The sequence below is a fragment of the Candidatus Firestonebacteria bacterium RIFOXYD2_FULL_39_29 genome (genome assembly GCA_001778375.1).
GTDB lineage: Bacteria > Oederibacteriota > D2-FULL-39-29 > D2-FULL-39-29 > D2-FULL-39-29 > D2-FULL-39-29.
The window spans coordinates 1-25587 of sequence record MFGV01000079.1; the positions used below are offsets into that span (position 1 = coordinate 1).

Below are 25587 nucleotides of genomic sequence, written 5' to 3' on the forward strand. Positions count from 1 at the left end.
GTGCGAATTTGCTTAAACAGGTAATAATCGTTTTTCTCAGGGTATATACAGGTTTTTATAGGGCTATTTATTATAGTTGCGGAATCGCTGTTGAAAAATGGCGGGTTTTTGTATAAACCAGTATGAATCTCTCCCGGCTTTCGCACTGAGTTTCGACGAAAAGAGTCCTTCCGTACCTTATGCTATATCATTTTTTACAAACTTGACGGCTCTTATATTATCCATCTTTGCCAGCTCAAGCATGATTTTGTCTTCTATCTGGTTATCAAGCGTCAATATGGTAGTAGCGTCGCCGCCGGTTATCTTTCTTGCCATCTGCAAACTGGCTATATTTATGTTTTCTTTACCCAAAAGAGTTCCAATTTTACCAACCATACCCGGAACGTCCTTATTGATGATTATCAACATATAAGTTGCCGGTTCAAGATCAATATCATATCCAAAAAGACGGGAAATCCTGATGTTATTCTTTCCGAAAACGGTACCTCCAATGGAATTTCTTCCTTTATCCGTGGTAATGGCAACTTTGATAAAGCTGGTGTACTCCTTAATGAGGTTTGATTTGGATTCATTTACAAGGATATTTTTCTCTTTAATAATATGAGGGGCGTTAACAAAATTTACCGGCTCCTTTGTTATGGGTGTAAGGACCCCTCTTACAATTGAAAGCGTCAGATAGGAAGTATTAAAATCGCAAACCTGTCCGGTGTATTCTATCTCAACTTTTTTTATCGGTCCATCTATCAGCTGAACCAGCGTCCTTCCCAGGGTTTCACCGAGTAAAATATAAGGTTTCATCAGAGTAAGTATTTCCGCCGGTACCGCCGGAGCATTTACCGCATTTCTTACCGTCCCGCCGCGAAGGGCTTCAAGTACTTGATTCGCAATTGCAATCGCCACAGAAACCTGAGCTTCTTCCGTAGATGCGCCAAGATGGGGAGTAAGCACCACATTTGACAGATCACTATAGATATATTCCACAGGCGGTTCTTTCTCGTACACATCAATTGCAGCTCCTGCAATCTTCCCGCTTTTTAATCCGGCTGTAAGCGCTTTCTCGTCAATGATCCCGCCGCGCGCGCAATTGATCAAACGCACTCCCTCTTTCATTTTTGCAATTTCTTTTTCGCCTATTATTCCCTTTGTTTCTTTTGTAAGCGGAGTGTGCACTGTAATATAATCTGCTGTAGTTACAACTTCATCGACCGTAGCTTTTTTATAACCCGCTTTGAGAGCCATCTCTTCTGTAAGGTACGGATCAAAAGCCATTATATCCATATGAAAGCTCTTAGCGCGAAGCGCAACTTCCCTTCCCACCCTGCCCAGCCCTATTATTCCGAGAGTCTTACCGTAAAGCTCCACTCCTGTAAACTTCTTTCTATCCCATTTTTTCTGTTTCATGGAGGCATCAGCCGCAGGAATATTTCTAGAAAGAGACATCATCATAGCTATGGTATGTTCAGCCGTGGAAATAGTATTTCCATCCGGAGTGTTCATAACAATAATGCCTTTTTTTGAAGCAAAAGACACATCAACATTATCAACCCCAACTCCGGCCCTTCCGATTACTTTTAATTTTTTCGCCGCTTCAAGTATAGGCGTCGTAGCCTTGGTTTCGCTTCTAACCACAAGCGCATCATAATCCCCGATAATAGCAATAATCTCTTCAGGGGCAAGTTTAAGTTTTACATCAACCTCGGTATCCTTCTGTTTTTTAAGTATCTCAATCCCTTCATCAGCAATCGGATCAGCAACAAGAATTTTAAACATAGTTTTCTCCGTTTATAAGGTTTGTAAAGTTTGTAAGGTTATAAGGTTTTACATTAATGTGTTATTTAATCTGATCTTAACACCTCTAAAAACAACCTTATTAACTTTATAAACCTTAAGGACTATTTTTTAAGCAACTCTTCCTCTACCGCCTTAACACCTTTACCTAACTCTACTTTAATACCCAGTTCTGTAAGCGCCATTTCTACAGCGGAAATACCGATGACGGCGTCGAATCTGTCAACGTAACCGAGGTGACCTATCCGGAACATCTTGCCTTTCATCTTACCCTGTCCGCCGGCCATGGTAATACCGTAGTCATCACGGATCTTTTTATTTACGGCATCTCCGTCTATACCTTCGGGAGCCCAGATTGAAGTGACTGAATTTGACGGCTTGCCTTTCGCAAAAGGTTTAAGGCCCAGGGCTTTCACACCGGCACGAACTGCAGAGGCAATCTTTGAGTGCCTCGCCCAGACACTTTCGAGACCTTCTTCTTTTATAAGGCGTATGGATTCTCGGAGCTGTAACACTAATGATACTGAAGAAGTATACGGTGTATCCGGTAATTTATCTTTTGTCAGCGCTTTTAACGCCTGCTCATAACTGAAATAATATTTCGGGGTTTTACTTAAAGCCATAGCCGCTTTGGCTTTTTCAGAAAGCGATACCATCGCAACGCCGGGAGGTATCATCATTCCCTTTTGAGCGCCGACAACTGTTACATCCACGCTCCATTCATCTGTTTTAAACTCCACCGCGCCCATTCCTGAAACCGCGTCCACAACGAACACCGCCTTAGTTCCCTTTACTATCCCGCCTAATTTTTTAATATCATTTTCAATACCCGTTGATGTCTCACTCAACGTTGTAAAGACCGCCTTAATATCCGGATTTGTTTTTAATTCAGCTTCAACTTTAGCATAGTCGACTTCATTGCCCCATTCCGCAAATACTTTCACCGGAATAATTCCGAAAGATTCAGCTATCTTAGCCCAGCGCTCGCCAAACTGCCCGCAAGCGGCAACCAATACTTTATCTCCGGGTGAACACATATTAATTACCGCAGATTCCATACCGCCGGTACCGGCAGAAGGAAATATCAAAATATCATTTTTTGTCTGAAAAACATATTTAAGTCCTTCATTAACTTCACTTAAAGCTTTTCTGTATTCCGGTGTCCGGTGATGTATCATCGGGAGCCCCCCGACGGATAAAACAGAAGGCGGAACCTCAACAGGCCCGGGGGACATGATATATCGCTTTTTCATAAGAAAAACCTCCAATAAAATGATCGTCTATAAAAGTCCATAACAGTCTATAACGTCTATCAAAGTCCTACATTATGGAACTTTGATTTATTAAACCCCTTACAGTTATCTATCTATAATATATTTCAAGCTTTTACTTTTATGGACTTTTATGGACTTTTACGGACGTTATGGACAATCTCTTACGCTGTTTTAGCCTTATCTTTCGCTTCATATACCAACACCGGCTTTTCCCGTTTGGTGATAACATTCTCGTCAACTACGCACTCTTTAATATCGGATTTTCCGGGAATGTCATACATTACATCAAGCATAATCTCTTCTATAATAGAACGAAGACCCCTTGCTCCTGTTTTTCTTTTGATAGCTTCAGCGGCAATGGCTTCAATGGCTTCATCGGTAAAACGAAGTTTAACTTTTTCCATCTGCAAGAACTTTTTATACTGTTTAATGAGAGCATTCTTTGGCTCGGTCAATATCCGTTTTAAGTCTTCAACAGTAAGATCTTCCAGTGAGGCAACAATTGGAAGCCGGCCGACGAACTCAGGGATAAACCCGTATTTTAAAAGATCATCCGGCTGGAGGAACCTGAGGACGTGCTCTAAATGTTTTTTTCCTTTGCTTTCAGAACCAAATCCGTACCGTTTTGTCGCCAAACGTCTTTCAACAATTTTATCCAGTCCGACAAAAGCACCGCCGCAGATAAAGAGGATATTTGTAGTATCTATTTTAATGAACTCCTGCTGGGGATGTTTTCTTCCGCCCTGAGGTGGAACATTGGCAATCGTCCCTTCCAATATTTTAAGCAGCCCTTGCTGGACGCCTTCACCCGAAACATCTCTGGTAATAGACGGATTCTCGGATTTTCTGGAAATCTTATCTATCTCATCAATGTAGATAATACCCCTCTGAGCTTTTTCTACATTATAGTTGGCATTCTGAAGTAAACGCAAAATTACATTTTCAACATCTTCCCCGACATAACCGGCTTCCGTAAGGCTCGTGGCATCAGAAATAGCAAAAGGCACATTTAGAATTCGTGCTAACGTCTGGGCCAGCAAAGTCTTACCCGTTCCCGTCGGCCCGATAAGCATTACATTGGATTTGGAGAGTTCGACATCATGCGACGGAGTATAAACCCTTTTATAATGGTTATAAACAGCTACGGAAAGTATTTTTTTTGCCCTATCCTGTCCGATAACATATTCATCCAGCATGTTTTTTAACTCAACCGGCTTAGGGAGTTCTTTCTTTTTAAGCGGCTCGGCAGTAAGCGGTTTTTCTTCCTGTTCGCTGATTATGTTATTACAAAGCGCCACGCATTCGTTACAGATAAAAACTGAAGGCGCGCCTGAAGAAACAAGTTTCTTTACCAAATCCTGCGGCTTACCGCAGAAAGAACATCTTATTGACGAACCTTTTTTGTCAATATTATCGGCCATTAATCTATCTCCTGTTTTCCACCAGCTCGTCCACCAACCCGTAATCCTTGGCTTCTTGCGCGCTCATAAAATAATCCCTATCTGTATCTTTTACTATTTTTTCAAGCGATTGTCCTGTATGTTTTACCAGAACATTATTAAGATTATGTTTCATCCTGAGTATTTCTTTCGCCTGGATATCAATATCAGTCGCTTGTCCCTGCGCCCCGCCGAGCGGCTGGTGAATAAGTATCCTGGAATTCGGGAGAGAAAATCTCTTCCCCTTTTTACCCGCGGCAAGAAGGACCGCAGCCATACTCGCCGCCTGTCCCACACAAATGGTAGAGATTGGTGATTTTACATACTGCATCGTGTCGTATATTGCCATACCCGCGGTGATAACCCCGCCCGGGCTGTTGATATACATGGAAATATCCTTCTCTGAATCCTCACCGTCAAGGAACAACAGCTGGGCTATTATCAGGTTAGCGACATAATCATCTATACCTGAACCCAAAAATATAATACGTTCTTTTAATAAGCGGGAATATATATCATAAGCCCGCTCGCCTCTATTCGACTGCTCCACCACCATTGGAACTAGCATATAACCTCCTTAAAAACAAATTCGAAATTCTAAACTCGAAATTCGAAAAAACCATAAACCCTAAAAAACCACCTTCTAGTCTGTTTGCTTTTGCTGCGCATCCGCGCGTCCGACCTTCTGTGCTTCTTCCCTCTAAGCATCTGCGCCTCTAAGCCTCCGAGCATCTATCAGCTCAGTTCAGCGTTCTTCAATAAAAAGTCCAAAATCTTGTCCTGAATCATCTGGTTACGGATATTCTCCCTGCCTTTTTCGGACTTTAGATACTCTTTATAGCTGTCGCCCTCTTTTCCCATTTTAAAGAGGAACGTTCTTATCTCTCCGTCAACTTCCTCTTCGGATACTTCAATTTTTTCGGCTTTTGCTATTTCGTCCAGTACAAGATAGGCTTTAACTCTTTTAAGCGCCATTTCGGAATATTCTTTTTCCACTTCTTCTTTCTTTTTCCCGATCACTTCGTAAGTTACACCCTGCTGAGCCATTCTCCCTTCAAAATCCTGAAGAAGATGCTGGATCTCATTATCCACCAGCGACTGCGGAGCGGAAAAATCAACACTTTTAAGTATCTCATCAATTATTGCGTTTGTAACCCTTGTCTTTTCTTTCTGTTCAAGTTCTTTTTTGAGCCCGTCTTCGATATTTTTCTTTACTTCGTCAAGAGTCTTGAACTCCCCGAGGTCTTTTGCAAATTCATCATCAAGAGCAGGAAGCTTTTTTTCTTTGATCCCTTTAACTGTAACTTTAAAGACCACAGTTTTTCCCGCCAGGTCTTTACCCGGGAAATCCGCTTTGTAAACGACAGGCACATCCTTAACCTCTCCTACTTTTGAACCGATAAGTGCCGCTTCAACTTCAGGAAATATTTTCTTTGACCCGATCTCACAGAAATAATCCACAGCCTTTAATTTATCCTCAGGAACCCCTTCAGCTGTTCCCTGGAAATCTATCATTACAAAATCCCCTTCTTTTACGGCGCGGCCTTCCACAGGGGCAAAATCCGCCTGTCTTTCCCGCATATAATTAAGGGACTTCTCGACATCTTCTTTCTTAACTTCGACCGGCTCTTTTTTTACTTTTATTCCTTTATACTTGCCAAGCTTTATCTCAGGCCTTACTTCGACATGAGCCGTAAACTCCATGGGTTTTCCCGCTTCAAACTTTACATCAGCGATCTGAGGATAGGCGATAGGGTTAATGTTCTTTTCCTTTAAAGCATCCAGATAAGCACTGGCTATAAGTTTTTCCAGAACATCCTTTTCAACCTTTTGCTTGAAATTCTTTTCGATAAGCCCCCGTGGCGCTTTTCCCGCCCTAAATCCGGGAATCTCCGCAACCTTTTCAAGATTTGAATACATATTCTCGATTTCGACTAAAACCCGGTCGCTCGGAACCTCTATTTTTAATACCTTTTTACAGTCCTTCTCTTCAAGTATATTTACTTTGATATCCATTTTTCTCCTTTAATTGAAACGCTTTCAAAGCCGTTTTACACAGGTTTTCCCGATATTCAAGGAATTCCAAGTATTATATTATATTTAAGGGGAGAAAGTCAAGAAAGGGTTACTTTGGGACTCCAAATACCTTTACTAGCTAATACGGGCACGTAGTTGTACACGTATCTTGTACATATGTACACTATTTGTGTACTTTTTTTTCAACCTTAATGGGAGCTTCAATATCATCGGCGGTGTAGGGTTTGCCGTCAGGGCCGTTGCTTCGGAGCATGTAATCAACGACCTTCTTTTTATCACCGGAATAGATTGGAAAATAACTGTAATTATTTTTCCATAAATCCTTACCTCCATCTTCCTGCAGATAACCCTCGTTAATTAGTATTTCCAGGTTTTTAGGATAATATTTATAATGAGTATAATATAATTCAAGTGAAGATTGGACACCTCTCATACTTGCTTTGCTATCTTCTATTGTGTATTCGCGCGGCGTATAAAAAGGATCAGAAAAATAAGCTAAAATAATAAACAATACTATTGGTAATAATAATAAAATCCCTTTCATGCTTTTTTTGTTTTTAAAAGCTAAAATACTAGCAATCGAAAGATTTAAACATATTAACAATTCTAAAAGGTAAATATAATATTGTATCCAACCAACTTCATACTTTTTTAAAAAATAATAATCCGCCAATAATTATCGTGACCAGAACAGTATAGACAACTATCATCACAGTCAGTATTTTTGACTTGAATAATATTTTCATTTTTTCAACTCAATGTTATTCTTAAATGTATGCCTGATTGTATTTATCGGGGGTTTAATATCGTCTTCTGTATCAAATTTACCATCGGCGCCGCTACTTCCTAGCAAATAATTATCAGCCTTGTGATTACTGTCTTTCGAATAAATTGGTTTATACTGATTTTTATTTACCCAAGGATCAACATTGCCGTTCTTTTGCAGGTAGCCTTCCTTAATTAATATTTCTAGATTTTCAGGATAACATTTATAATGATTATAGAATAATTCGAGTGCGGATTGCGCGCCCCTCATCTGCGCTACCGGCTTACTTATTTCAGCAGCCTCCTGAGTAGCTAAAAATTCCGGAAGAATAAATATTATGAGCAATACTAATGGCGGCAATAAAAGCAAAGCTCCGTTAATATATTTTTTTTATAAAACGAAATAATACTCACTATTAAGCTTAGCAATATTAGGGCAACAAAACACAAAAGAATAATAAAAACTATAAATCTCATATTCTCACCTTAACCTTTTTCTAGAAAAGTCTTTAACGCTTTCACTATCTCTCCCATCTTCTGATAATCCAACTTTTCATAAGTATCCTTACTTGTGTGGTAGTTTGGATTTCGGAAGAATGCAGTGTCTGTTATCATGACTGCAGGGTAGCCTTCTTTCCAGAAACCCCAATTGTCAGAGAAATCCACTCCGGGGACGAAATCAAAAGTTACGGCTTTCTTCAAGGGTAAAGAAGTTGCATTTTTAAAGGAACTTACCAGCTTTGCTGCAAGATTTCTCGAACTGAAATTTGAGACTAACGCTGCGAAGTTTCCTTTATTCGGGTAGAAAAAGCCAAACAATGGAGGATAAGTTTGTGAAGCAGGTTTATCAGAGTAATACCCGACGGATTCCAGAATAACAGCTCCGGAAAGTTCTGCTTTTTTCTCTTTAAGCGCTTTGGCAAAGACATAACTACCCATGGTATCCGTCTTAAAGTTCGGCGGTTCTTCGTTTACAAATGCGGCAAAAATAATAGTATCAGTGGTATTAATTTTGATCGCCTGCTTTGCAGTCTCAAGCATAACAGCTACTCCGCTTAAGTCATCGTCGGCACCGGGGTTGAAATATGTGTCATAGTGCGCGCCAATTATTAAAAGCCTGTCAGTCAAACCTTTTTTTGTGACAAAAATATTTTCAAAATGCATCGAACTGATATCGTATTTTTGAGTTTCAGGAGTATAACCTGCTTTTTTAAACTCTGCCTTGATATACTCCGCAGAAATCTTTATTCTATTATAAGATGATTTACTCTTCAGTGGTATCTCATCTGAAAGCTTTACAACGTGGACTTTTAAAGCAGCTTCCAGCTTTTCGTCTTTCTTCGTATTATCGTAGTTGCATGAAGAAGTAAAACCCCACTTGGAAAAGTGGAAAGCCGAGATAAGGACAGCTCCGGCTGAAAGAATTATTAATATCCTTTTTACTTTAATGTTCATAATCTACTCTTTTACAATCTCAATAACATGTTTCACGGGGATAAAAGTTTCTTCGATTTTCTGCATTAGTTTTTCACGGTCTTTTAGGAGCTTTTTCTTCTTTTCCATTATAGCTTTATTACTTTCATCTTTTTTAAGCTCTTTGATCATTTCAGGGATCTTTGTGATATATTTTTTTATCATTTCCGTTTCCAAAGTTTGTTTTTCCAGAATTACGGCTTCTACGGCGCTAAATGGCTTTGAAAACGGGTTATTTCTAAATTCTGCGGCAAGGTTTACACCTTTTTCCAGCTGTTCCTTCGTAAATGTTTTAGAATCTTCCCCCCATTTTACTTTTGCTTTTACACCTTCAAAATTTGCCACAATCAATGTAAGCCTGTTCAGCTCTTCATTAAAAGTGACAAACGGAAGGATACTCGCGGTTTGTTCAGTATCTTTCTCTTCTCCAAAGAAACAGAAAGGATATCTGGAGCTTTCAACCTCAATTTTACCGGCTTGAGCTGACAATACTTTGTGCCCTGCATTTGCCTCAGTTTTTCCTTTCATATCCACCGTTATGGTCCCGATATTTCCGTCAAAACCCAGGCCTTTAAGAAAACACTGAGCCATCACCACATGCCCGTTCGCACCAGGGTGTATACCATCGGTTCCGCAAACTGCAAAAGCTTCCCCGTAAGATCTTTTTGCTTTTGCCATTACGGTCATTAGCGGCTCATGAATTTCCACATATAGCATCTGATTGTTTTTTGCCACTTTACCTGCTATTTCTGCCAGCTTACCCAAAGTCTCATTATAAACCTCTGAGCCGTATTTCTTTTTTTTCTTGTCATAGTAATAAGTATCAACAGCGCCCGGCGATCCGACCAATACAAGAGTGTTATTTTGTTTTAACCTGCTTACGATACTATTTAATGATGATTCATAGTCCTCACCAATACCCTGCTCATATTTTCTGTATTTACCGTCATTCATACCGTAGCAGACCGTCGCAACGTCCGGTTTAAAAGGCAGAAGGTCATTATCCATTCTTTTGTCAAATCCAGCGGCTTTCTCACTTGCCCACCCCATAAGAAGAAACCTTGCCTTGAGCTCAGGATAGCAGCAGGTAATATATGTTTCAATAAGCTTGCTGTATCCTTTTTCCTCGGTAATGGAATCTCCTACTATGGCAAGAAGCTGCCCTTGCTTAAGCAAAGGCGCTGCGTTTAATCCAAAACAAAAAATCAGGATCAGCACTAAACTTACTATTACTTTTTTCATTAGGCCTCTCTTAAAAAAAACGTTACGGGTATCGGGTCCTCCAATACTTTGGAGAGATCTCGCCTTAAAGGCGGATTACGGGTGCTACGTCAATGTGATGTTAATATATAAAAACCATTTATTTGTAATTTTGTACTTTTTTCCAAGCACCCAGTACCAAGAACCCAGAACCTGCATTTTTAAAGCCTTATCCTATTTTTAAACGACTTAGCAATCTTAGTACTGTGGGTAACAAGAAGAACAGCGCTGCCTTTTTTTGCGAACTCTTTCAGGTAGCTTACAACAATAGCTGCGTTCTTTGCATCCAGATTACCGGTGGGTTCGTCCGCAAGTATCAGTTTTGGTTTGTTGAATACCGCGCGGGCTAAAGCTACTCTCTGGCGCTCTCCCGTGCTTAGTTCCGACGGAAAGTGATTTATCCGGTTTTCCAGGTCAAAATGTTTTATCAGTTCCATTGCCCGCTCTTTCGTCTGTTTTGTTTTTACTCCGAGCGAGGCAGAAAGGATATTATCAAGAACATTAAGATATGGAATCAGGAAGAATTGCTGGAATACAAAGCCTATCCTTAGCGCTCGGATTTGAGCGCGTTTTTCGGAAGATAGGGTATAAAAATCCCGATTATCCATCAGAACTTTACCGGAATCCGGCTTTAAAAGCCCGCCCGCTATCAAAAGTAAAGTAGTTTTACCGCAGCCGCTTGAACCCTGCACTACAACAAAATCCTTGGGCTTCAATGCCAAGGAAATATTTTTGAGAGCGAGAACATCGCACTTTGATTTCAAGTATGTCTTGGAGATATTCTTAAGTTCTAAGATATACATATACTCCTTACTTATAAGTTAGAATGTTACTAACGTTACACGTTGCTCACGTTCCACACTAATGTGTTATTATTATATTGGCAGTGCTTTTCCTGCCTACATTAAATTGTCAATTGTCATTCGTCAATTGTAAATCTCTTTTGTATTTCACTCTTTTCCCAATATGTTTGCGGGGTCTTGTCCGGCGGCGGTAACTGCCGGTATCCAGGAAGCAAGACAAGAAACCAGAGGCGTCAGCATCAAAACCCAGATAAACAAATTAGGATCAAAATAAGAAAATACTCCGGCAGTACTGTTTTCGATAGAACTTCCGATAAGTAAACCAAACAAATAACCGGCAGGACCGGCAATAAGGCCGATAATTCCCGCTTTAAAGAGGAAGAGTTTCATAATATCAAAAGAAGAACAACCCATGGCTCGGAGTATGCCTATTTCAAATTTTCTTTCACGGACATTACCAAAAAACATAAAACCGACCCAAATTGCACAGGCAAGTATTACAAGAGGAACCAGTATTGAAGTAAAATTCTCCATTTCGGCTCTTAATTTGGACCTGTTATTTTTCTCAGCGATAACAGAATCTTTCGCTGCCTGTTCAGCCCTTGCCCTTGCTTCAGCGCGTGTTACTACATCGCTCGAGAACTCTACAATACGCGTGTCCGGCAATATTTTAGCAATATCACTCCTGATATTCTGTATAATTGGAAGAGGGCAATAGCATTCAAGGGCCATTATACCGTTAATAATTCCTTTTTTATCGAACATCTCCTGAGCTTCTTTAAGATTAACCCATAATGAAATATCGTCTTTATTCCCCCGTTCTTCCTGCAATTTAACCGCCGTAAAGGATTTGCCCAGCAAAGTAATCTTTTCGTTTATCTTTATGCCCAAACTTTTATGGAGTTCATATCCCACGACCACTGTTCCCGGCAAAATAGGATCAAACATATTTTCTTCTTTTAATCCGGTATCTGCTTTTTCACCGCGCACCCCGATAAGAATAATAGTCCGTTCCTTTTCCGGCCATTTAATTTTCTGCTGCAATATCGGTACCAAATGACGTATCAATGTCATTAATTTCGATTTTTTGAGAGTTTCTACATATTTCTCAGGCATATATTTTGTTGAATAATCATTTGAATACAAATCGTCAATTTTCTGGTCCTTCGGAAGAATTAAAAGATTAAATCCGAGGTTTTTCATTATTTTGCGGTAGTCATCTTCCATCTTTTTCATTTCTTTCCGCGTTTGAGCTTCTTTTTCCGAGATAATCCGGTCAGTACTTAAATCATGGACTTTTAGAAGTGTAAAAGCGCCGACAAGGCAGGAAACTGCGACTACAACAGATAAAAGGGCGAGCAAAATACCGGATTTTCTGAAAAGTATTTCTTTAATAACCAGTTGAATAATACTCATAACTTCCTCTAAAATCTATTTATTTTTAATGCGGAGCTTTCCGCGTTTACGCAATGATTTTTTACTATGTGAAGTTTTTCTTTTATTTATGCCAAATTCACCCCTCGGGCTGACAACCGGGGTTTTCTTTGACATAACGATATGAAAAATATACCAGGCAAAGGCAGCCACAGCCAAACCCAGGATAAGATATATTACATTGCGAAAAAGATTATCTGACTTGCCGGTATTCACATCTAATCTGCTTTGCCCGGCCTCAGCGTCTGCTGTTACTTCCTGTTTTTTTACGGAATCAGTAAAATCGGAGATACTTTTCAGCGGCGGCTTCTTTTCAATAACAGGCGCGCTCGCAATAATGCTTTCCCATTTCATATTCATAAGCAAATCAATTCCCGGATTTTGTTCTTTGACAGTGCACGAGCACGGTCCGGCTATAAACTCTGCTGTTTCTCTTATTCCATCCGGACTGATATTTACGCCAATTAGAGGATAAAACACCCGTCCCTGTCCGAATATCGGGAACACCACAGGATCTTTTATCTTTTCAATATCTTTTGAGCTGATTAATTTTGTGCTGTTCAGAACGGAGTTAACCAGAAATTTTTCATTTACATCCCGGCGGGATACTTTTATGACAGATAAAGTAAATTTAATTTTTGAATTATCAGTATAAGGATAGTCAAACTCATTAGGTTCCGGTAATACAATATTTTTCTCAAGTATTGAAATTTCCGTTTTTAAAGTTTTTTCCGCAGCAGCATCTTTCTTTTTATCTCCACTTTCCACTAAAAGCCAGACGATAGAGACTTCATTTAATATTTGCCTGGCAATTTCCCTGCGCACAGGAGAATCCATCACCAGTTTAATATTTTGTTCTGTTAAATCAGAAAGCCATACGGCCGGCTCATCATTTTTGCTAAGCTCACCTTCAAAAACTATAAACGGATAAAATACCGCCATTACAGGAAGCTTGGCGGGCTTTATTGATCTCCAAATTGAATTTGTTGTCTCATCCATCTTCTGTGTAATATCAACGGTACGTATAGTTACATTTGCTTTTCCGCTTGTTTCATATGCATCCAGTGTTTTTACAAGCAAGTTATCACTTTCACTTAATGTTTTTTTATAAAACACCGCAATTTCATACCTTCCCGGCTGCCAGGCCTGCAAGGCGTACTTAAAAACAGGAATAGAACATCCAAACAAGGGAACTGATGCGAACATAGACAGAAGAACACAGATAAATGCCGGCATTAAGAACAGCCTTGCGAGGTTCCTATACAATTTTGCACGCTTCAATAAGAGTTTCTTTTTCATGACACATCCTTTCTTGCTTTTTTTTAGTATACCATAGATTACTATATTTTTTGTTACTTTTTCAATATATGTTTTATCCCGAAATCCGAAGTAGAAAGTACACCATTATTGGCATTAAGAATATTGATATTTTAGTAGGATTTCGGGTTCGATTCCGCTTCCGCCAGTTATGTAAGGCAGATCTCTCGAAGAGATTGCAAACTTTTGGATTCCACTGATTAAGAAACAACCATATACGCTTTTCTTTACTTTAACTTGAATATTCCTACTTCGTTTTTAGGGTTATTTTCTGCCGGGAAATCTATTTTGTTGACAATCCAGGACCTCTAGGCTTCTATGTTATGCAGGGATTTTTCACCTAAACGCATGGGTACGACCATGACTATCAATTGAATTATAAAAAATATTACAACAGCTGCAACTATGAAATTCTCACTATAATTAGCTTTGCCTATTACTTTTTTTGCATAATATGAGTTTACCGGAATTGCTATCAGGACTACAGAGATCACTATGTATATCATTGAAAATATCATATAAATTATCCCGCCGTAGCTGGCCGCAATGTCTGCTGTATTATCAGATTTAAACTTCGGATAAACAGCGCCAATACCTATACCTAAAGAGGAGATACACAGGGAAAAGAAAAATACCATAATTATTGAAACCAGGGACATGAAAAAGTCTATCTTAAGAAAGTAAATAGAAAGGCCTATCAGGAGTTCGGATAAAAACAATAAAGGGAAAAAGGCCAGCCAGAATTTTTCCCAGATGTATTTCTTAGGGGAAAGAGGGCTGGTCTTTATCACCCAAAAAGCCCGGCCTTCAAGACTGACTGCAGAGAAGACAAACCTGGCGGCAACTGCAGCAATAATAAATCCGGCAAACCCCATGTTCAGAAAAAATATAATATCATTTATATACCTCGCGTAAAGAGTTTTGGGCAAACGGTCCAGAGATAAGTTGGTAACATTAAAAAGATATATAATAATAACCGAGATCAACATGAATAACTGGGGCCACTGGGAGGAATCCCTGGTAAAATTCTTTATATCCTTTACGGCCACTTCTATTATATTTGACTTTACAAAAGGAAACATTTTTCTGAGATCATAGGCGTCAATTGTTTTCTTTTTATATTTTTTCAGTTGATTCTCGGCGGTATTCCACCAGCCTTTAAGAAATGCGAGTTTCCCTAGATACAGCATAAAGGTTAAACCTGCCGCAGACGAAATTACCAGATAAAACAGATTTAAATAAGCAGCTTTATACTCCTTGTGAAAAAAAGAAGTAATGGCATTTGCCGCCCAGCCGCTCGGCAGGTAGGGCGCATCAGGAGTTTCAAAAGAAGCCATAAACTCCGTAAAGCCCGCCAGTTCATGCGGATCGGTGAACCTTTCAGGTTTGATCAGGCGGAACATTATAACAATAAAACTTATTGCAATCACGGATAAGATCATAAAGAAATCGCGGGTCCGCCTGGCAGGGAATATTCTCATCATACCCATAGCAAAAGATATACTTAGAGAACCGACCAGCAGTAAAAGCAGGAATAAAACCAGCATGGAAAAAGCAAAAGTGAGGAGACTGCCTTTTAAAACCACGGTGTACGAGGCGAAAATAGGAAGTCCCATGGCAAGCACCATCCAGGAGCTGTTAATGACCGCATGTACAAACCGGGAAGCTACTATAGCCGGAACAGGGATCGGAGAAGAGATCAACTGCACCATATCGTCCGAAAGATAAAATGTCGATATTGCCACTATAACATTTGAAAATAAAAGCATGAACAAGAATGATATAAAAACCATTCCGAGCAGTTTCCAGACTAAAATATTTCCAAACATAGGGATTGTATTAAAATACCGCAGCATGGAAAAGAATATGGAATAAACGCTAACAAGAAACACAACAGAAATACCGGTTAGTACAACTTTCCTTGTAAAAGAGCCCTTTTCTTTGCGTTTCGCCCCATTCCGAAAACTCTTCCATCCAATATTTAGTAATCTTAGAAAATGATCCATAACACTCCTGGTGTAATGTTTACAGTTAAAAACTGCTAAAGCTGAACACTTTACACTGCATACTGTAAACTGTAAACTGTAAACCGTAAACTACGTTCTTCACTTAATATGCTCCAGCACATTCGTCAGATCGGGGGAACCTGTCAAACTCAGGAAAATATCTTCAAGACCGGATTTTTCTGTTTTTGCCATTTCTTTTACTTCTTTTATTGTTCCTTTAGCGATTATCTTGCCATTCATGATAATACCGATTGTGTCGCAGAGAGACTCGACTATTTCCAGAGAATGAGTGGAGATAAAGAGAGTTTTTCCGGACTTCCCGAGGTCAATAAATATCTCCTTAACGATCTTGGCGCTTTTTGGATCGAGGCCGACCATCGGTTCATCCACTATATAAACATCCGGGTCATGAAGAATATTCCCGGCCATCACAATCTTTTGTTTCATCCCGAGGGAGTAACTTTCAATGAGTTCATCCCCCCACTTATCAAGTTCAAACAACTGCAAAAGATTCTTAATTTTGGATTCCTTTTTATCGTATTCCAGATGATAAATCCCCGCAATAAAATCCAGAAACTCCTTGCCGGTTAGTTTTTCATAGATATAAGGACGGTCAGGGATAAAGCCTATTATTTTTTTTACTTCAATAGGATTTGCGGTAATATCATGCCCGCCGATAGTTATCTTTCCGGTGTTGATTTTCAAAAGCCCGCTCATCATCTTGAGGGTAGTGGTCTTCCCCGCTCCGTTAGGTCCGAGGAACCCAAAGATCTCCCCTTTTTTAATATCAAGATTAAGATTGTCGACTGCCGTAAAACTCCCGTACTTTTTTGTAACACCGTCAATTTTAATCATAGATAGCTCCAATTTTTCTGTCATCCTCGCGTAGGCGGGGATCCAGAGGCTTTATTTATCTTTTTAATACACTGGATCCCCGATAAAAACACTCGGGGATGACAAAATGATTACTATATGTTTTAATAGTACATTTTGTCACTTCCCTTGCTTTACTTCTTTTACTTCTTTTACTTCTTTTACTTCCTTTACTGTACTTGCTGTATTTGCTTCCTCCGCCCAGGCGGATTTCGCGAAGATTTATGGTCAGATATTTATACTTCGCTCAACTTGCTTCATTTAATTTTCTTTGTTTCTTCCACTTTCCCTGCTTTTTTTGCTTCCCTTGCTGCATTTGCTTTCTCCGCCTAGGCGGATTTCGCGAAGATTTATAGTCAGATATTTAGACTTCGCTCAACTTGCTTCACTTACTTTTCTTTGCTTCACTTGCTTCTCTGGCTGCTCTTATTGCTTTTTCGTGTTGTTGTTTTGTTTCAGAAAAAGTATGTGAATGACTGCCGTCCTGCTTCAATACAAAGAAAAGCATTCTGGTCACAGCTGGGAAAACGGCGGCTTTTATCGAATCAATTCCGGGATTGCATATCGGCCCCGGAGGAAGACCGTGATGCAGATAAGTATTATAAGGAGAATCAATCATAAGATCCCTGCCTGTTAAATGATCCTTATACATTTCTTTTTCTCCGAAAGCATAAACAACCGTTGCGCACGATTCAAGCTTCATATTTTTCTTTAATCGGTTAGTAAAAACCCCTGCCACTAGCGGACGGTCAAAATCCGTTTCAGCTTCCCTCTCTACAATTGAAGCCAGCTTTAGTACATCATTCATCTTCTTCTTTTTTGTGATAATATCCCGGTCAAATCCGTTCTTTTTCCACATATCTTTGAATTCTTTGGTCATCATTAAGAGGATATCTTCTTCCGTCATATCCTTCGTAATAAAATACGTACTCGGAAAAAGATATCCTTCCAGACCCGAGGCTTCAATACCGCATTTTTTTATGAATTCTTTATCATTACAAAGTTCTTCCATTCTTTTTTTCACGGCAAGACCTTTGGCCTCAAATAATGACGCAACCTGCCCTACGGTAAACCCTTCAGGAATAGTTATGGGATGACTAACCACCTTACCTGCTTTCATCATTGTAATTATGCTCCAGGGCAGCAGGGAAGAAGAAAGTTCATACTCCCCGGCTTTCATATGTCCGCCCCGGAATTTAGAAATGATACGAAACACCAGCCGTGAACGAATAATTCCTTCTTTTTTCAGGACATAAGATATTTTTGAAGCGCCATAACCCTTGGGAATATCAACAAACTTTGTTTTTGCGCTGATACCGGCCGGAAGAAACGGGAGAAGAAGAATAACTGCAACGACAACCAATATAATAATATTCCGGAAAATAATATGATTTATATTCCATTTCTTTTTTTTAAACTCTTTTTTATGCTTTTTCACTATTAAAAACCTTTCTTTCCGCTTTTTTGAGCATCTACATAACTCTGAAGAATGATACAGGCTGCCATTTTATCTATTACTTCCTTCCTTTTTTTTCTGCTGACGTCAGCGTTTATAAGAATATCTTTTGCTTCGGAGGTGGAAAATCTCTCATCCCAGGTTTCCACGGGTATGTTCACTTCTTTTTTAAGTTTGTCTATCCAGAGAAGCACCTGTTTGGCTTTAAAAGCTACTTCACTTTTTAAATTATAAGGCATCCCGACAACAAATTTTTCGACATTCCCGTACTCTTCAGCCAATTTTTTAATCTCGCGGATACCGACAGCATTCTGAATGACTTTTAAAGGATGGGCCGAACCGGTAAGTTCATCCGTAATTGCAACGCCTATCCGCTTGTCGCCGTAATCTATTCCCATAAGGCTCATAACTTGCCGGACCTCAGTATCGAAATAACCAGCACAAAGCCCAGGAAGGCTGCAACAAAATAACCTAGAAAACCATAAAGGGGTATTTCCATGAATTTTGGTCCCACTCCCGAATATGTTATAATAGAAGAACCGATTATTAGCGCGCCTATTATAAATGCCGCGGTAAGCCGGTTAGTTGCCCGGTCCATCTCCCGTATAAGAGGCTCCAACCCTACATGAACAAATTCTATTTCCAACTCCCCTTTCTTTATTTTCTTAAAGATCTCGCCGATATCTCTTGGTATGGTTTTTAAAAAGCTGAATATCGAAAGTGCACCGGTTTTTGCATCATTAAGAAGACGTGCAGGTTTGACACTTTCTTTTAGAAATCTTAGCGCGTGAGGTTTTGCCGCTTCAACAAAATTAAAATCCGGATCAATCTCACGGATAACGCTTTCCACGGTAAAAAAGACCTTTCCCAGCAAAACAAAATCTTTATTTAATTTAAACCCATATTTACGCGCAAGGTCGGACAACTCATATATGACATTCCCCATATTAATTTTATCGAGAGGAAACCGGCGGTAGCGTTCCATCATCATTACAGCTTCTTTTTCAAAATCTACATTTTCTTCATCTTCGGAAACAATACCGAGCAGTCTGTACTCTTCCACATTTATGTCCAGGTCTTTTTCCATAAAAGAAAGCACCAGGTAGGAAAATTTCTTAATATTCGTTTGTGTAAGTTTTCCGGTCATGCCAAAATCCACAAGACCTATAACATTATTTTTCATGACAAATATATTGCCGGGATGAGGGTCCGCCTGAAAAAATCCGCGTTCGAATACCATCACATAGTACAAGTCAATGAGATGCCGGGCAATAACTTTTTTCCGGTGCTTCGGAAAATTAGAAGTAGAAGAGAGTTTTACCCCGTCTATATACTCCATAATCATAACGAGCTCTCCGGAATGATCAAAATACACCTTGGGAATATGAACGGTTTTACTGCCTTTGAAAAAGTCTCTGATCTTGTCCGCGTGCGCCATTTCATAGGTGAAATCCAGCTCGCGGCTCATGGCCTGACCAAACTCCTCAACAACACCGACCGGATTATAAACCTTAGATTCAGGGATATGTTTTTCAATAAGACGCGCAAGAGTAAAAAGTATATCCAGATCCCTCTTTATCTCTTCCTTTATCCCGGGACGCTGGATTTTTATAACAACCTTTTCCCCACCCTCTTTCATTACCGCGTAATGCACTTGTGAAATAGAAGCAGAGGCTAAAGGTATCTCATCCACCCTGGAAAACACCTTGTCATAAGGTTTACCCAAAGACAATTCCAGGATCTTTTTTGCCTCTTGAAAAGGAAAGGGTTTGACCGCATCCTGCAATTTTGATAACTCTTCAATGAAATGCTGGGGAAGAATATCAGCGCGGAGGGAAAGTATCTGCCCAAACTTAATAAAAGTAGGCCCCAGCTCCTCGAACATACTTCTTATTTTTACCGCAGAATCAAAAATGTCGGACTTTTTGAGCTCTTTCGGTTTTACCACCCGTTTTCGCAGGGTAACATGCCTCGCAAGGTTTATCCTGTGAATAACATACTCAAACCCGTATTTTGCAAAAACATTGAGTATCTCGCGAAGACGTCTAAAATTTTTATATGTGCGGCCTATTTTTATCAGGTCCATCTAAAATACTATTTTTTCCTTTTTTTCTTGAGTTTACTTTCCATAGCCCTAAGGTCAGACATAGTGGCAAGATCAAGCTTTTTTATAAGTTTTTTCACTTCAGCCTCTGCCGCAGTTTCTATCCTTTTCTTGGTCTTTACCGCTTCCTTTATTACACTGTCCACCCTGCTTTTAGCTTCCTTTTCCGAAACCGACCCTCTTTTCACAAGCTCAACAAGTATCTTCTTTGAAAGCTGTTCCGTGAGCGTAAGCGCGCCCAACCCCGCAAGCATTGCCCTTCTGACATTCTTATTCATCTGCCCTACCTCCCATATATATTTTTGTATCTACTCAATAATAACACACGAATAATGCTTTTACAACTACCCTATTCAATCCCCGCATTGTTGTATTTTAGCATTTTTCCGCCCATAATTAAACCTTTGTCATGGCTATAAAACTGTAAGCTTTCAGAAAGGATGGCGAATGAAGAACCTTAAACTTGCAGGGATGGGCTATTTTAGTTGAATAGTTTTAGATTTACCGCTAAAAATACAAATTTACACTTAAATTGTAAACCCAATCAAGGCTGCCGGATTTTAAATCTAACCCGCCATAGTTAGTTCCTACAACCATATAATTAGGACCGATATCAACTCCAACACTAAGACCTTTATTAATAAAATATTCTGCTCCCAAAAACACCATTCCATAATAGCCAGTACCTGCCGTGCCCTCTGTATTAAAAGTAGTCCATCCACCTTCTAAGCCCACATATCCAATTACAACACTATCCCGATAAATATTATAATACACTCTTCCGCTAAACACATATATCGGCTCAACAAAATCGAACGCAACTTTTACCTCTCCGGTTATACTTGCCGATAAGCCATATTTTATCGCTGCATAAGGGTATCCAAAACTTACACCTAACTTACCCGTTAAATTGATTTTGGTAGTATCAAACTTAATTAACTCAGTTTTCTGCTGTAGGTTCGTTGTTTCTTCAGCAAATGATTGCAATATAAATATATTGACTGATAATAATGCAATAAACATTAATTTAGAATATTTCTTCTTGTTCATCATTTTATCCTGCTTTTCACCTTTCGATATTGGAACATATACCAACCGCTCTTTACCACATTAATTCTATCCGGTCTGCCAACAAAAATCTTTGGTCCTTTGGGAAATTGGCTATTTTTGGCAAAATCCAAAGAATCAATTGATAGTGTTTCTCTACAACCGGCGTTATCCTTTCCATAGTTTAAATCTCCAAACAACAAAGAATAAAAGAGCAAAAATCAGGGGGAAGTCCTGGCACAACGACCGCCGAAAGCGTTGTTGCGAAACGCGTACGTGTCAGCGGAAAAGTAGCGGGCCGACATGCGGGCGTCGAATGTAATGTAGTCCCAATAGCCGCCGCGAAAACCGCTACCTGTAGCGTCTGTAACAGCCGAAGCAACAAAACCGGGCCAATCAGAATTAGTAGCATCACCGAAAGAAATTAAACTTCCATCTCCGTGTGTACCCGTAAAGCCTCTCCCTGTTGGATTTCCCACTGTGACAATCCTTTCCCATAAGTTCCCGGAAAGGTCAAGCACTCCGTAATAGCCAGCACCTGAGTTTGTGCGGGTGGCACCTGCGTCCGCATAACTACCGCAACGATAGGGTCCCTGTGGCGAACACCCCTGCAAATTTGCATTTCCCTGATTTGGGGCTTCCAACTTAGTACATGCATTCGAAAGAGAAGTAGTTAAAGATTCCAAAATAGTATTTCCCCAGGCATACTCATCATTTACTGCAGCCTGACCGCCTCTTGCGGCTTTTTCAAACTCCAATTCTGTAAAGGGTCTAAGAGCCGCCCAGTCTGTGTATGCGGCTACATCCATCCAAGATATATAGTTGCAGGCTACCCATTCTCCATCGTTACTTTCATTCATAAGTGCAAAATCAGCAGAACCCCAAGCACCGGCATTATTATTCGCATCACAGCCATATTTACCGTTTGAGGCAAGTTTTATATAATTACGGTAACTGCCGTAATAATTACTAATTCTACTGATGAACTGGGTAGGCGTAAGTGCAAGTGTATTTAAAAACTCGCAATATTGCCTTTGGGATATTTCGCATTTCATAATGTAAAACGCATTGTACCCTTTGGGAAAACCTGCAGGGATGGGACCTGATTGGTCGCCGACGTGACCGATATCGGCATCATAATAGAGATTATCAACTGCCGTACCAACCGTAATAGCGTTTTCTGAAGTTATCTGATATTCAGGTAATACTTTATCTTTTACATATGCGCCATCTGATTTCAAGAAGTTACCGTAGTTGTCATTGTTGGCATCCCCGATATAAAAAGGACCTGCAGGGATATAAACCATCTCTACTGCAAAGACTTTTACCTGTACAAGGTCGGTATCGGAAACGGCATCAGTTCCATAATTCCATCTAAGTTCTGCAAGATTCCAATCTACTGAACCAGTGCCGGCAGAAGAACGATAAATAAAGGCTCCTTTGTATACACCACCTGTATCGCCAAAACTCATCTGCGAACCGACAGGTGCAACATTCCCGGTGTTTAATAAAGTGCAATGATTCCAAGTTGACCAAGAGGAACCCCCGTCTGTTGATTTTGAAAATTTAGCAAACACCCAAGCCGCATCCCAGTTTGCCGTAGGACTTGGAGCGCCGGCTGTAAACCAGGAGTTATCCCAGGCAATATCAAACCTGATATTATTTGTTTTCCCGACAGTATCTTTATTTGCCAAAACAACATTTTCAACTACAATATTCCCGTTTTCTCCACCGCCATCTCCTCCACTATATGTAAAACCATTAGTTAATGTTGCTGTGCTTGTATCAGGATTTGTTACTACTACATTGTATGAACCGAGAACATTTGTGGGTGTTGTTGCTGTTAGTTTTATTGAACTAGCAAAAGAAGTATTAGAGCAACTTGTACTTCCAATCTTTACCGTGGCTCCATTTACAAAGCCCGTGCCATTGATTGTTACATTAGTTCCATTAGGTCCACTGATTGGAGATATACTCGTAACTGCAAATATAATTAAGCTATTCACTGTTGGACCACTTCCATTTACAATTACAGATACATTACCTTCAACATCAGTTGCCTCATAGGTATAGGTATAATCAGTTCCTGCAGTATTTATTTGGTATTGGCCGCTATATACTTTACCATTGCTATACTGCCCGCTACCCGCTGATGTCATTACTACTGTTGTAACCGTTACTCCGCCCTTTTTAATAGCAACTCTTGGATAGCCACTCGCAGGAGCATCATTATTAAAATCTAAATATGTTATTGTATAGGTAAAAACAGTCCCAACATTACCATTTGCAGGGCTGACACTACTTCCGGAAAGCAGAGGGGCCTTTTTCCCATCATTCAATGTTTTGACTTCTTTCTTTACCTTATTAATAATACCAAAATGAAGTTCCGCATAGGACAATGTTGAAAAAGCAAAAATAACAATAATCGCTGATACTGGACTGAATATGTTTTTTTTACTCTTACTGAACATAAAACTCCTTTCCTTTATAATTGACCTTTGATACTCCCCCAATTTATTTAATTGCTTGATCTATAATATTCTACCTCGTACTCCTCAGGAATCTTATACCCATTTGCCAAGTGAAGTCGCTCCCGGTTAAAAGTTATTTCAAATTATTCAAAGGCTTTAATGCAAAAACAAATTCCGGGACAGCACCTACTTTTTCTGTTTCTTTGAGTGCCAAGGATCCCTTGTTCCAGCTTCCTTAACACTTTCCTGAAAACCGTAAGCTTAAAAAGTTTTTATTTTGCAATAGTGATATTTTGATTTCTTTAGAACCCCCCTACCCCTTACCCAGACTATCTGTTACTTGACAAGAATCTTTTCTCTCGCTTTGCTTAACTTTATCCCGTACTTTTGATCAAGCTCTACCGTGCGACTTTACTCCTCAACGGATACTTTTCCGGATTCTCAAGATTGTCTATTTCCAAGTCCACATCCAGTTCCGGCCAATACAAATGCGACTCATGCAGCAGCTTTACATTCGTAATGTGGTTTACATTCTCATCTTTAAAATAAGGATATGTCTCGTAGTTCATAAAATACTCTTTGCCTTTGACCAAGAGCCAAATACCAAAGCCGGTTATGTTTTCAACGCTGACTAAAGTGTCTTTTCCATTCTTTAGTAATTTCATCTTTGTGTTCCTCCACAATCTTTCTTATCTCGTTCAACCGCTTTGGACTTAACTTGCAATAAGTCGCTAACGAGATTATCGGCTCAATCCAGAACTTTGCCTCGCCGTCCGAACACTCAACATGAACATGGATTCTTTGTTCCTCATTAGAAAGAAAATAAAACCTATAGCCTTTCTCGCGAAATACTGTTGGACTCATACAGGCATTATAGCAAATAGAAATATCCTTGTCAAACAGTGCTAATTTTACTTTTAACTGATCTCATATCTTACTTTCTTTCTGTACTCTGACGGAGAGTTTCCTGTGTATTTCTTGAATAATTTGGAGAAGTAAAAAGGATCTGCAAAGCCTGTTTCGTCGGCTATTTCGTCAAGGCGTTTATCGCTTGCAGCGAGGGAGATCTTTGCTTTTTCTATTCTTTGGGAGTTGACATATTTTACGGGGGATAATCCGAAGGTTTTGGAAAAAGAATTTGAAAAATAAACAGGGTTTAAGCCGGCTTTAGAGGAGAGCTCTTCAACGGATATTTGGTTCATTAAATTCTCTTCTATGTACTTCAGGACATCCGTAAACTTAACCAGTTTTTCTATTTTTTTCCCGTAACCGTCCGGAACAGCTTTTGGGATAAAGAATGAAAGGAGATATCTTACTATCGCATCCGCCTCAAAACGGCTTTTAAGGTCTTTGTTTTTACTGACAAAAAGGAGTCTTTTGAATATTTTCTCAACTTCACCCGGACTTTTCAGCTTCACATCAAGCACAGGGCTCAGAATTTTAAACAATTCAATGGTAGAAAATATCTTTGCGGAAAAGTGAACCCAATACTGCCCAAAATCCTTACCGCCTATGGTTTTTAACCTTGAGTAAGCAGGTACTATATATAGATGCCCTGCCAGCAACCGAATCTTCTTTTTGTTCACGAACATCAACCCTTCACCGCTGTCTATATAGTATATTCTTGTAAAAGGATCGTTTGAATCAAAGTTCCACCACTTCCCGCAAATAGAATGTTTTGCTATATGAACGTCTATTTTAAGCGTATCCAAAAGGTTTTCCATAAAACTATTATAACGGCTCAGGTTTCAAAAAATCCATATAAATCTGTGATTTATCTATTCACGATTCCTCTAATTTGGAGTATAATTACTTCAACAGTAAACAAATTACTAAGGACTAATGACTAGTGACTATTTATTGTTGGCGGGAAAAAACACCCGCCTCAAAAAATAACATGAATATTAGCGGTGATTTAACCGCTTTCCTTAAATAGTCATTAGTCACTAGTAATTCAGACTGTGTCGCAATTATTTCTAGAAACACCGTTCTTTGACAACTGGAACCAAGAAGCGGTTTTTTAACCGAACTTAAACATTT

At 39.6% G+C, this 25587-nt stretch carries 21 protein-coding genes and 1 pseudogene; all 22 read right to left on the minus strand.

Translation table 11 applies throughout. The annotated features are described in order from the left end of the window. Positions 1 to 177: 177 nt before the first annotated feature. The 22 genes and pseudogenes from A2536_12635 to A2536_12740 all read right to left on the minus strand — a co-directional run bounded on the left by A2536_12635 (position 178) and on the right by A2536_12740 (position 25271). Positions 178 to 1770: a phosphoglycerate dehydrogenase gene (locus tag A2536_12635; GenBank protein OGF44867.1), complete on the minus strand. Its 1593-nt coding sequence runs from the start codon at positions 1768 to 1770 to the stop codon at positions 178 to 180. A gap of 122 nt (positions 1771 to 1892) precedes the next feature. Next, positions 1893 to 3041 carry a class V aminotransferase gene (locus tag A2536_12640; GenBank protein OGF44868.1) on the minus strand — a complete coding sequence of 383 codons (1149 nt, stop codon included), beginning with the start codon at positions 3039 to 3041 and terminating at the stop codon, positions 1893 to 1895. A gap of 182 nt (positions 3042 to 3223) precedes the next feature. Further along, positions 3224 to 4483 carry an ATP-dependent protease ATP-binding subunit ClpX gene (locus tag A2536_12645; protein OGF44869.1) on the minus strand — a complete coding sequence of 420 codons (1260 nt, stop codon included), beginning with the start codon at positions 4481 to 4483 and terminating at the stop codon, positions 3224 to 3226. Positions 4484 to 4487: 4 nt separating this feature from the next. Then, on the minus strand, positions 4488 to 5069 hold the full coding sequence (locus tag A2536_12650; GenBank protein ID OGF44870.1) for an ATP-dependent Clp endopeptidase, proteolytic subunit ClpP: 582 nt from the start codon (positions 5067 to 5069) through the stop codon (positions 4488 to 4490). Between the two features lie 167 nt (positions 5070 to 5236). Next, positions 5237 to 6517 (minus strand): trigger factor, encoded by a 1281-nt coding sequence (locus A2536_12655; protein ID OGF44871.1) that lies wholly within the window; start codon positions 6515 to 6517, stop codon positions 5237 to 5239. Positions 6518 to 6701: 184 nt separating this feature from the next. Continuing rightward, on the minus strand, positions 6702 to 7211 hold the full coding sequence (locus A2536_12660) for a hypothetical protein (protein ID OGF44872.1): 510 nt from the start codon (positions 7209 to 7211) through the stop codon (positions 6702 to 6704). 69 nt (positions 7212 to 7280) lie between these two features. Next, positions 7281 to 7649 carry a hypothetical protein gene (locus A2536_12665; GenBank protein OGF44873.1) on the minus strand — a complete coding sequence of 123 codons (369 nt, stop codon included), beginning with the start codon at positions 7647 to 7649 and terminating at the stop codon, positions 7281 to 7283. Between the two features lie 140 nt (positions 7650 to 7789). Further along, positions 7790 to 8704 (minus strand): hypothetical protein, encoded by a 915-nt coding sequence (locus tag A2536_12670; GenBank protein OGF44886.1) that lies wholly within the window; start codon positions 8702 to 8704, stop codon positions 7790 to 7792. A 57-nt stretch (positions 8705 to 8761) separates the two neighbouring features. Continuing rightward, positions 8762 to 10018, minus strand: a complete 1257-nt coding sequence (locus A2536_12675) for a hypothetical protein (GenBank protein ID OGF44874.1) — start codon at positions 10016 to 10018, stop codon at positions 8762 to 8764. A gap of 179 nt (positions 10019 to 10197) precedes the next feature. After that, a complete protein-coding gene (locus tag A2536_12680; protein OGF44887.1) occupies positions 10198 to 10833 on the minus strand; it encodes an ABC transporter in 636 nt (211 codons plus the stop codon). Positions 10834 to 10986: 153 nt separating this feature from the next. Further along, positions 10987 to 12255, minus strand: a complete 1269-nt coding sequence (locus A2536_12685; protein OGF44875.1) for a hypothetical protein — start codon at positions 12253 to 12255, stop codon at positions 10987 to 10989. A gap of 15 nt (positions 12256 to 12270) precedes the next feature. Then, positions 12271 to 13572 carry a hypothetical protein gene (locus A2536_12690; GenBank protein ID OGF44876.1) on the minus strand — a complete coding sequence of 434 codons (1302 nt, stop codon included), beginning with the start codon at positions 13570 to 13572 and terminating at the stop codon, positions 12271 to 12273. Between the two features lie 326 nt (positions 13573 to 13898). Continuing rightward, positions 13899 to 15596, minus strand: coding sequence for a hypothetical protein (locus A2536_12695; protein OGF44877.1), 1698 nt, complete (start codon positions 15594 to 15596; stop codon positions 13899 to 13901). Positions 15597 to 15695: 99 nt separating this feature from the next. Further along, on the minus strand, positions 15696 to 16451 hold the full coding sequence (locus tag A2536_12700) for an ABC transporter (GenBank protein OGF44878.1): 756 nt from the start codon (positions 16449 to 16451) through the stop codon (positions 15696 to 15698). 403 nt (positions 16452 to 16854) lie between these two features. Continuing rightward, on the minus strand, positions 16855 to 17907 hold the full coding sequence (locus A2536_12705) for a hypothetical protein (GenBank protein ID OGF44879.1): 1053 nt from the start codon (positions 17905 to 17907) through the stop codon (positions 16855 to 16857). Positions 17908 to 17909: 2 nt separating this feature from the next. Continuing rightward, positions 17910 to 18332, minus strand: coding sequence for a hypothetical protein (locus tag A2536_12710; GenBank protein OGF44880.1), 423 nt, complete (start codon positions 18330 to 18332; stop codon positions 17910 to 17912). Continuing rightward, positions 18329 to 20011 (minus strand): hypothetical protein, encoded by a 1683-nt coding sequence (locus tag A2536_12715; protein ID OGF44881.1) that lies wholly within the window; start codon positions 20009 to 20011, stop codon positions 18329 to 18331. The genes A2536_12710 and A2536_12715 overlap by 4 nt, the downstream gene beginning before the upstream one ends. Before the next feature lie 8 nt (positions 20012 to 20019). Then, positions 20020 to 20307, minus strand: coding sequence for a hypothetical protein (locus A2536_12720; protein ID OGF44882.1), 288 nt, complete (start codon positions 20305 to 20307; stop codon positions 20020 to 20022). 229 nt (positions 20308 to 20536) lie between these two features. Beyond that, complete coding sequence (locus A2536_12725; GenBank protein OGF44883.1) at positions 20537 to 21082, minus strand: hypothetical protein; 546 nt, start codon at positions 21080 to 21082, stop codon at positions 20537 to 20539. Positions 21083 to 21297: 215 nt separating this feature from the next. Then, positions 21298 to 22794, minus strand: a pseudogene (locus A2536_12730) (hypothetical protein). Between the two features lie 1151 nt (positions 22795 to 23945). Further along, entirely contained in the window at positions 23946 to 24212 is a 267-nt protein-coding gene (locus A2536_12735; GenBank protein OGF44884.1) for a hypothetical protein, read from the minus strand. Between the two features lie 252 nt (positions 24213 to 24464). Next, positions 24465 to 25271, minus strand: coding sequence for a hypothetical protein (locus A2536_12740; protein ID OGF44885.1), 807 nt, complete (start codon positions 25269 to 25271; stop codon positions 24465 to 24467). Positions 25272 to 25587 lie beyond the last annotated feature (316 nt).

Bases quoted from the DNA above. Each gene is read 5' to 3' on its own strand.
- A2536_12725 (OGF44883.1), bottom strand. From the start codon at position 21,082: ATGATGAACAAGAAGAAATATTCTAAATTAATGTTTATTGCATTATTA.
- A2536_12740 (OGF44885.1), bottom strand. From the start codon at position 25,271: ATGGAAAACCTTTTGGATACGCTTAAAATAGACGTTCATATAGCAAAA.
- A2536_12635 (OGF44867.1), bottom strand. From the start codon at position 1,770: ATGTTTAAAATTCTTGTTGCTGATCCGATTGCTGATGAAGGGATTGAG.
- A2536_12720 (OGF44882.1), bottom strand. From the start codon at position 20,307: ATGAATAAGAATGTCAGAAGGGCAATGCTTGCGGGGTTGGGCGCGCTT.
- A2536_12650 (OGF44870.1), bottom strand. From the start codon at position 5,069: ATGCTAGTTCCAATGGTGGTGGAGCAGTCGAATAGAGGCGAGCGGGCT.
- A2536_12715 (OGF44881.1), bottom strand. From the start codon at position 20,011: ATGGACCTGATAAAAATAGGCCGCACATATAAAAATTTTAGACGTCTT.
- A2536_12655 (OGF44871.1), bottom strand. From the start codon at position 6,517: ATGGATATCAAAGTAAATATACTTGAAGAGAAGGACTGTAAAAAGGTA.
- A2536_12690 (OGF44876.1), bottom strand. From the start codon at position 13,572: ATGAAAAAGAAACTCTTATTGAAGCGTGCAAAATTGTATAGGAACCTC.
- A2536_12710 (OGF44880.1), bottom strand. From the start codon at position 18,332: ATGAGCCTTATGGGAATAGATTACGGCGACAAGCGGATAGGCGTTGCA.
- A2536_12735 (OGF44884.1), bottom strand. From the start codon at position 24,212: ATGAAATTACTAAAGAATGGAAAAGACACTTTAGTCAGCGTTGAAAAC.
- A2536_12675 (OGF44874.1), bottom strand. From the start codon at position 10,018: ATGAAAAAAGTAATAGTAAGTTTAGTGCTGATCCTGATTTTTTGTTTT.
- A2536_12700 (OGF44878.1), bottom strand. From the start codon at position 16,451: ATGATTAAAATTGACGGTGTTACAAAAAAGTACGGGAGTTTTACGGCA.
- A2536_12645 (OGF44869.1), bottom strand. From the start codon at position 4,483: ATGGCCGATAATATTGACAAAAAAGGTTCGTCAATAAGATGTTCTTTC.
- A2536_12640 (OGF44868.1), bottom strand. From the start codon at position 3,041: ATGAAAAAGCGATATATCATGTCCCCCGGGCCTGTTGAGGTTCCGCCT.
- A2536_12685 (OGF44875.1), bottom strand. From the start codon at position 12,255: ATGAGTATTATTCAACTGGTTATTAAAGAAATACTTTTCAGAAAATCC.
- A2536_12695 (OGF44877.1), bottom strand. From the start codon at position 15,596: ATGGATCATTTTCTAAGATTACTAAATATTGGATGGAAGAGTTTTCGG.